At 73.7% G+C, this 7,167-nt stretch carries 8 protein-coding genes; 5 read left to right on the top strand and 3 right to left on the bottom strand.

Annotated features, from left to right (window positions below; all coding sequences use genetic code 11):
- On the bottom strand, nt 1-202 hold a 202-nt coding region (locus tag AB0K09_RS27135), incomplete at its 3' end, for a hypothetical protein (protein ID WP_366068034.1).
- Nucleotides 199-1,182, bottom strand: a complete 984-nt coding sequence (locus AB0K09_RS27130) for an aldo/keto reductase (RefSeq protein WP_366068033.1) — start codon at nt 1,180-1,182, stop codon at nt 199-201. The genes AB0K09_RS27130 and AB0K09_RS27135, both read right to left, overlap by 4 nt.
- Nucleotides 1,183-1,306: 124 nt before the next feature.
- Here AB0K09_RS27130 and AB0K09_RS27125 point away from each other — a divergent pair, with 124 nt between their 5' ends.
- Nucleotides 1,307-2,356 (top strand): LLM class F420-dependent oxidoreductase, encoded by a 1,050-nt coding sequence (locus tag AB0K09_RS27125; RefSeq protein ID WP_366068032.1) that lies wholly within the window; start codon nt 1,307-1,309, stop codon nt 2,354-2,356.
- Nucleotides 2,357-2,571: 215 nt separating this feature from the next.
- On the opposite strand, the gene AB0K09_RS27120 is transcribed toward AB0K09_RS27125, so the two are convergent.
- Nucleotides 2,572-3,564 carry a magnesium and cobalt transport protein CorA gene (locus AB0K09_RS27120; RefSeq protein ID WP_366068031.1) on the bottom strand — a complete coding sequence of 331 codons (993 nt, stop codon included), beginning with the start codon at nt 3,562-3,564 and terminating at the stop codon, nt 2,572-2,574.
- 55 nt (nt 3,565-3,619) lie between these two features.
- On the opposite strand from AB0K09_RS27120, the gene AB0K09_RS27115 reads away from it, so the two are divergent.
- From AB0K09_RS27115 to mshC, 4 genes are all read left to right on the top strand, one after another.
- Nucleotides 3,620-4,321, top strand: a complete 702-nt coding sequence (locus AB0K09_RS27115; RefSeq protein ID WP_366068030.1) for a histidine phosphatase family protein — start codon at nt 3,620-3,622, stop codon at nt 4,319-4,321.
- Nucleotides 4,322-4,445: 124 nt separating this feature from the next.
- Complete coding sequence (locus AB0K09_RS27110; protein ID WP_366068029.1) at nt 4,446-5,036, top strand: DUF3090 domain-containing protein; 591 nt, start codon at nt 4,446-4,448, stop codon at nt 5,034-5,036.
- On the top strand, nt 5,000-5,830 hold the full coding sequence (locus AB0K09_RS27105) for an SCO1664 family protein (RefSeq protein ID WP_366068028.1): 831 nt from the start codon (nt 5,000-5,002) through the stop codon (nt 5,828-5,830). The genes AB0K09_RS27110 and AB0K09_RS27105 overlap by 37 nt, the downstream gene beginning before the upstream one ends.
- 72 nt (nt 5,831-5,902) lie before the next feature.
- Nucleotides 5,903-7,132: a cysteine--1-D-myo-inosityl 2-amino-2-deoxy-alpha-D-glucopyranoside ligase gene (gene mshC, locus AB0K09_RS27100; protein WP_366068027.1), complete on the top strand. Its 1,230-nt coding sequence runs from the start codon at nt 5,903-5,905 to the stop codon at nt 7,130-7,132.
- The last annotated feature ends 35 nt before the right edge of the window (nt 7,133-7,167 follow it).

Here is a 7,167-nt window from a genome sequence, read left to right as displayed (position 1 = left end):
GCGCGGGGGCCCGGCGCCTCGCGGGCTCGGTGAAGAAGGAGTCCGCCGAGCGCTCCCCGCTCTCCACGGCGCGCACGGCGGCCATCAGCGCGGCCGCGACCGGGCCGGCCGCGGCGGTTCCGTCCTCGGGGGAGGGGGTGGCGGAGGCGGCGGGGGGCTCGCCCTCGGGGCGGCCGGGCCCGGCGTGGCGGTCGCTGGTCACAGCGTGCTCCAGTCCTGATCGGGATAGCGGTGCACGGGCGCCGACACGTCGTCGAGCGCCTGGCAGATCTCGTCCGGAAGCGTAAGGGCCTCCACTGACAACGCCGCCCGCAGCTGCTGCGCCGTCCGCGCGCCGACGATCGGGGCGACGACGCCCGGCCGGTCCCGGACCCAGGCCAGGGCCACCTCCAGCGGCGTGGTGGCGAGGCCGTGGGCGGCCGTGGCGACCGCGTCGACGACCCTGCTCGCCGCGTCGTCCAGGTAGGGGGCGACGAAGGGCGCCAGGTGCTCGGACGCGCCCCGCGAGCCGGACGGCGTGGCGTGCCGGTACTTGCCGGTGAGCACGCCCCGGCCCAGCGGGGAGGACGGCAGGACGCCGATGCCCAGGTCGAGCGCGGCGGGCAGCACCTCGCGCTCGATGCCGCGCTGCAGCAGCGAGTACTCCATCTGCGTGCCGGCCAGTCTGGTCCGGGTGCCCGGCGCCGCGAGCTGCCAGGTCGCGGCCTTGGCCAGCTGCCAGCCGCAGAAGTTGGAGACGCCCGCGTAGCGGGCCCGGCCGCTGCTCACGGCGATGTCCAGGGCCTGCAACGTCTCCTCCAGCGGTGTGTGCGGGTCGAAGGCGTGGATCTGCCAGAGGTCGACGTGGTCGGTGCCCAGCCGTTCCAGGGAGGCGTCGAGCGCGGCGAGCAGATGGCCGCGCGAACCGTCGACCCGGCGGTCGGGGTCCAGGACGCTGCCGGCCTTCGTCGCGACGACCAGGTCCCGGCGCGGCACCAGATCGCCGATCAGCTGCCCGAGCAGGTACTCGGCGCAGCCGTCCGCGTAGACGTCGGCCGTGTCGACGAGCGTGCCGCCCGCCTCCCAGAAGGCTTTGAGCTGGTCCGCGGCCTCAGGTTCCCCGGTGTCCCGGCCCCAGGTGAGCGTGCCGAGCCCGAGCCGGGATACGCGCAGGCCGGTACGGCCGAGATGCCTCTGCTCCATGGGCGCTGAGGTTAGTGCTTCCCGTGAGACCGGTCGCAGGCCGGTGACGTACCGCGGGGCGGCGCGCTAGAGTCCCGGCAACGACGACGTTACTGATCAGTAAGGGGTGCCCCCGATGGCTCGGATGCGGCTCGGAATCAACCTCGGCTACTGGGGAGCCGGGATGGACGCGGACAACCTGGCGGTCGCCCGCGAGGCCGACCGCCTGGGGTACGCGGTCTGCTGGGCCGCCGAGGCGTACGGCTCCGACGCCCCCACCGTGCTGTCCTGGGTCGCGGCGCAGACCGAGCGGATCGACGTCGGCTCGGCGATCTTCCAGATCCCGGCCCGCACGCCCACCATGACGGCGATGACGGCCGCCACCCTCGACTCGCTCTCCGGCGGCCGCTTCCGGCTCGGCCTCGGCGTCTCCGGCCCGCAGGTCTCCGAGGGCTGGTACGGCGTGAAGTTCGACAAGCCGCTCGCCCGCACCCGCGAGTACGTCGAGATCATCCGCAAGGCGATGTCCCGCGAGCGCGTGGTGCACGAGGGCGACCACTGGACGCTGCCGCTGCCCGGCGGCCCCGGCAAGCCCATCAAGCTCACCGTCCACCCGGTGCGCGAGCACATCCCGCTCTACATCGCCGCGATCGGCCCGAAGAACCTGGAGCAGACCGGCGAGATCGCCGACGGCGCCCTGGTGGTCTTCTTCGCCCCCGAGCACGCCGAGGAGACCACGCTCGGCCCGATCCGCGCGGGCCGGGCGAAGGCGGGCCTGGACCTGGACGGCTTCGACCTCGTCCCGACCGTGCCGATGGCCGTGGGCGACGACGTGGACGCCCTCGCCGACCTCTTCCGCCCGTACACCGCCCTGTACGTCGGCGGCATGGGCAGCGCCAAGCAGAACTTCTACAACAAGCTCGCCCAGCGCATGGGGTACGAGAAGGCGGCGGCCGAGATCCAGGAGAAGTACCTCTCCGGCGACAAGCAGGGCGCGGCGGCGGCCGTCCCGCGCGAGCTGATCGACTCCACGAGCCTGCTGGGCCCCGTCGACCGCATCGCCGACCGGATGCGCGCCTACGCGGACGCGGGCGTGACCACCCTGTCGCTGGCCCCGGCCGGCTTCACCCTCGACGACCGCATCGCCGCCCTGCGCGCGGGCACCGAGGCCCTGGAGCGCGCCGGGCTCGCGTAACCGCCCTTCGGCCGTGGTGGGGGCTCGGGGTGTCTTCCCCGCCACGGCCGGCACCGGGCACAACGGGCCGTACGCCCCAGGGGTTACGCCCCGCCGGACGCGGCGGATGGTCACCCTCCGCCCGCCGCGGCGGCGCGGCGCGCCGGGCGGCCCGGCGTCCTCGGCGCCCGGGTCGGTCCGAGGCCGCGCGGGTTCCTCTCGAGCCGCCCGGGGGCCTACAGCCAGCCCCGTCTCTTGAACAGCTTGTACAGCCAGAAGACCAGACCGGCCATCAGCGCCACCACCGCGGGATACGCCCACACCTGCCGCAGCTCCGGCATGTGGGTGAAGTTCATCCCGTAGACCCCGGCGATCATGGTGGGGACGGCCGCCATCGCCGCCCAGGCCGAGATCTTGCGCATGTCGTCGTTCTGCTGGACGCCCATCTGCGCCAGATGGGCCGAGAGGATGTCCGAAAGCAGCCGGTCCAGGCTCTCCACCGACTCGTTCGCCCGGGTCAGATGGTCGCTGACGTCCCGGAAGAACGGCCGCGACTTCTCGTCGACGAACGGCAGCCGCCCGCCCGACAGCCCCGCCAGCCGCGCCAGCGGCTCGACGAGCGGGAGCGTCGCCCGGCGGAACTCCACCACCTGGCGCTTGAAGGAGTAGATCCGGGACGCCATGTGCCGGACGTCCTCACCCAGTGGCGCGAAGACCTCGGCCTCCAGCTCGTCCAGGTCCGCGTGGAGCAGGACCGCCACGTCCGTGTAGTGGTCCACGACCGCGTCGCTCACCGCGTACAGCACCGCCGTGGGCCCGTGGGCCAGCATCTCCGGGTCGTCCTCCAGCCGCCGCCGCACCGCCGCCAGCGGCGTGCCCTCGCCATGCCGGACGCTCACCACGAAGCAGCGGCCGACGAAGAGCATCAGCTCGTCGGTGGTGACGGTGTTCCGCACGTCGTCGTACACGACGGGCTTGAGCACCATGAACAGCGAGTCGTCGTAGACCTCCAGCTTCGGCCGCTGGTGCGCGTTGAGCGCGTCCTCCACCGCGAGCGGATGCAGCCCGAACTCACTCGTCACCAGGTCGAACTCCTTCTCGGTCGGCTCGTACAGCCCGATCCACACGAAGGAGTCGCCCTCGGCGCGCGCCGCTTCGAGGGCGTCCGACAGGTCGGCCGGGCCCTCGGTCCGGCGCCCGTGCTGGTAGATGGCGCAGTCCACGATCATGCAAGTGATTCTTCCGCCGGTCCGCCGCCACTACACCCCCGTTAGGCTGGCGGCCATGCCCACCCTCATCCTGGTCCGGCACGGCCGGTCCACCGCCAACACCGGGGGCGTGCTCGCGGGCTGGACCCCGGGCGTCGCCCTGGACGAGCGCGGCGCCGCCCAGGCCGCCGCCCTCCCGGGCAGGCTGGCGGAGGTGCCGCTCGCCGCCGCGGTCACCAGCCCCCTGCAGCGCTGCCGCGAGACCCTCGCGCCGCTGCTCGCCGCCCGCCCCGGGCTGCCGCTGCACACCGACGAGCGCATCGGCGAGTGCCACTACGGCGACTGGTCGGGCCGCAAGCTCGCCGAGCTGAACGACGAGCCGCTGATGGAGATCGTCCAGCGGCACCCCTCCGCCGCCGCCTTCCCCGGCGGCGAGTCCGTGCGCGCGATGCAGAACCGCGCCGTCGAGGCCGTGCACGACTGGAACGAGCGGATCGAGCGCGAGCACGGCCCCGACGCCGTCTACCTCATGTGCTCCCACGGCGACATCATCAAGTCCCTCGTCGCCGACGCCCTCGGGCTGCACCTCGACCTCTTCCAGCGCGTCCACGTCGACCCCTGCTCCGTCACCGCCGTCCGCTACACCCGGCTGCGCCCCTATCTGCTGCGGCTGGGCGACACGGGTGACCTCGCCGCCCTCGCGCCCCGCCCGGACGCCCCGGGCAGCGGCCCCGACGCGGGCAACGCGGCCGTCGGGGGCGGGGCGGGGGCACCGTGATCGCCACGAGCAGTAGGGTGGTGACGCGGGCCCGCCCGCGGCGCCCCGCCTGATCGCGCAGGGGCCTCCCCCGAGCGCCGACCGCTTCCGACACTCCGCCCACCGAACCCCTTGGAGCAGGACGTTGTCCCGTCAGGTGTTCCTCTATGACCCGCCGGACCGCTTCGTCGCCGGTACGGTCGGGCTGCCGGGTCGCCGCACCTTCTTCCTCCAGGCCACCGCCGCGGGCCGGACCACCACCGTCGTGCTGGAGAAGGCCCAGGTCGAAGCCCTCGCCGAGCGCATCGACGAACTGCTGGACGAGGTCGTCCGCCGCACCGGCGGCGCCGCCCCCGTGCCTGCCGTGGCCCCGGTCGAACTCGCCGACAGCGCCCCGCTGGAGACCCCCATCGAGGAGGAGTTCCGCGTCGGCACCATGGCTCTGGCCTGGGACGGCGAGAGCCAGCGCATGGTCGTCGAGGCGCAGGCCCTCGTCGAGCTGGAGGCCGATACCGACGAGGACCTCGCCGAGGCCGAGGAGCGCCTGCTCCAGGACGACCTGAACGGGCCGCCGATGCTGCGCGTCCGGATCACCGGCACCATGGCCCGCGCCTTCGCCAAGCGCGCCCTGGAAGTCGTCAACGCCGGCCGGCCGCCGTGCCCGCTGTGCAGCCTGCCACTCGATCCGGAGGGACACGTATGTCCGCGCCAGAACGGATACCGCCGCGGAGCGTGACCCCGCACGAGCTGCTGACCCACGGCGAGCTCACGGTGCGCGGACGGATCAGCGGGGCCTCCAACGCCGTGCTCTACTGCACGGTCGAGTACGAGGGCCACAGCGCCGCCTGCGTCTACAAGCCGGTCGCGGGGGAGCGGCCCCTGTGGGACTTCCCCGACGGCACGCTGGCCCAGCGCGAGGTCGCCGCCTACGAGCTCTCCGAGGCCATGGGCTGGGGGCTCGTCCCGCCCACCGTCCTGCGCGACGGCCCGTACGGGCCCGGCATGTGCCAGCTGTGGATCGAGGCGAGCACGGACGAGGAGACCGGTGAGGCCCTCCTCGCCCTCGTCGAGGAGGGGGACCCGGGCCCCGGCTGGAAGGCCGTCGGCTACGCCGACCTCGGCGAGGACCGCACCGCCCTGCTCGTCCACGCCGACGACGAGCGGCTGCGCCGCCTCGCCGTCCTCGACGCCGTGATCAACAACGGGGACCGCAAGGGCGGCCACCTGCTGCCCGCCGCCGACGGCCGGCTCTACGCCATCGACCACGGTGTGACCTTCAACGCCGACGACAAGCTGCGGACGCTGCTGTGGGGGTGGGCGGGGGAGCCGCTGCCGCCGGAGGCGGTGGAGGCCCTGGAGCGACTTTCGGCCAATCTGGCCGAGGGGCACCCTCTCGCTGTGCGGCTGGCCGAGCTGATCACACCCGCGGAGATCGACGCGCTGCGCGCGCGGGTGGCCGATCTCCTGCGCACGGGACGCCACCGCGAGCCGAGCGGTCAGTGGCCGGCCATACCCTGGCCGCCGGTGTAGTCAAGAGCGCGTCTTCGGCCAAGAGCGGTATCCGGTTCGTATCCGGAACCCGCGTCCGGTTACGCTCAGGGCATGCATGCCTGGCCCGCTTCAGAGGTGCCCGCCCTGCCCGGCAGTGGCCGCGACCTCCGGATCCACGACACCGCGACCGGCGGACGGGTGACCCTCGCCCCCGGTCCCGTCGCCCGCCTCTACGTCTGCGGCATCACGCCCTACGACGCCACCCACATGGGGCACGCGGCGACCTACAACGCGTTCGACCTCGTGCAGCGCGTGTGGCTCGACACCAAGCGGCAGGTTCACTACGTCCAGAACGTCACCGACGTGGACGACCCGCTGCTGGAGCGGGCCCTGGCCAACGGCGACGACTGGACGGCCCTCGCCGAGCGCGAGACGGCCCTCTTCCGCGAGGACATGACCGCCCTGCGGATGCTCCCGCCGCGCCACTACATCGGTGCCGTCGAGTCCATACCCGAGATCGTCCCCCTGGTGGAGCGGCTGCGCGACGCCGGTGCCGCCTACGAGCTGGAGGGCGACATCTACTTCTCCGTCGCCTCCGACCCCTCCTTCGGCGGCGTCTCCCACCTCGACGCCGAGGCCATGCGGCTGCTCTCCGCCGAGCGCGGCGGCGACCCGGACCGCCCCGGCAAGAAGAACCCCGTCGACCCGATGCTGTGGATGGCCGCCCGCCCGGGCGAGCCCAGCTGGGACGGGGCCAGCCTCGGCCGTGGCCGCCCCGGCTGGCACATCGAGTGCGTCGCCATCGCCCTGAAGTACTTCGGCATGGGCTTCGACGTCCAGGGCGGCGGCTCCGACCTCGTCTTCCCGCACCACGAGATGGGCGCCTCGCACGCCCAGGCGCTCACCGGTGAGCACCCCTTCGCCAAGACGTACGTCCACGCCGGCATGGTCGCCCTGCACGGCGAGAAGATGTCGAAGTCGAAGGGCAACCTCGTCTTCGTCTCCGCGCTCCGCCGGGACGGCGTCGACCCCGCCGCCATCCGTCTCTCCCTGCTGGCCCACCACTACCGCGCGAACTGGGAGTGGACGGACGCCGTGCTCGACGAGGCGGTCGAGCGCCTCGGCCGCTGGCGCGCCGCGGTCTCCCGCCCCGACGGCCCGTCCGCGGACGCGCTCGTCGAGGAGATCCGCGAGGCCCTCGCCGACGACCTCGACGCCCCCGCGGCGCTCGCGGCCGTCGACCGCTGGGCCGCGGCCCAGGCCGCCGACGGCGGCACCGACGAGGGCGCGCCGGGCCTGGTCTCGCGCGCGGTGGACGCGCTGCTCGGCGTGGCCCTGTAAGGGGCCCTGCAAGCGCTTCCGGAAGGTGCGGCACC

Source organism: Streptomyces sp. NPDC049577, from assembly GCF_040675635.1.
In the GTDB taxonomy this organism is placed as follows: domain Bacteria; phylum Actinomycetota; class Actinomycetes; order Streptomycetales; family Streptomycetaceae; genus Streptomyces.
This window is presented reverse-complemented; position numbering and strand designations above follow the sequence as displayed.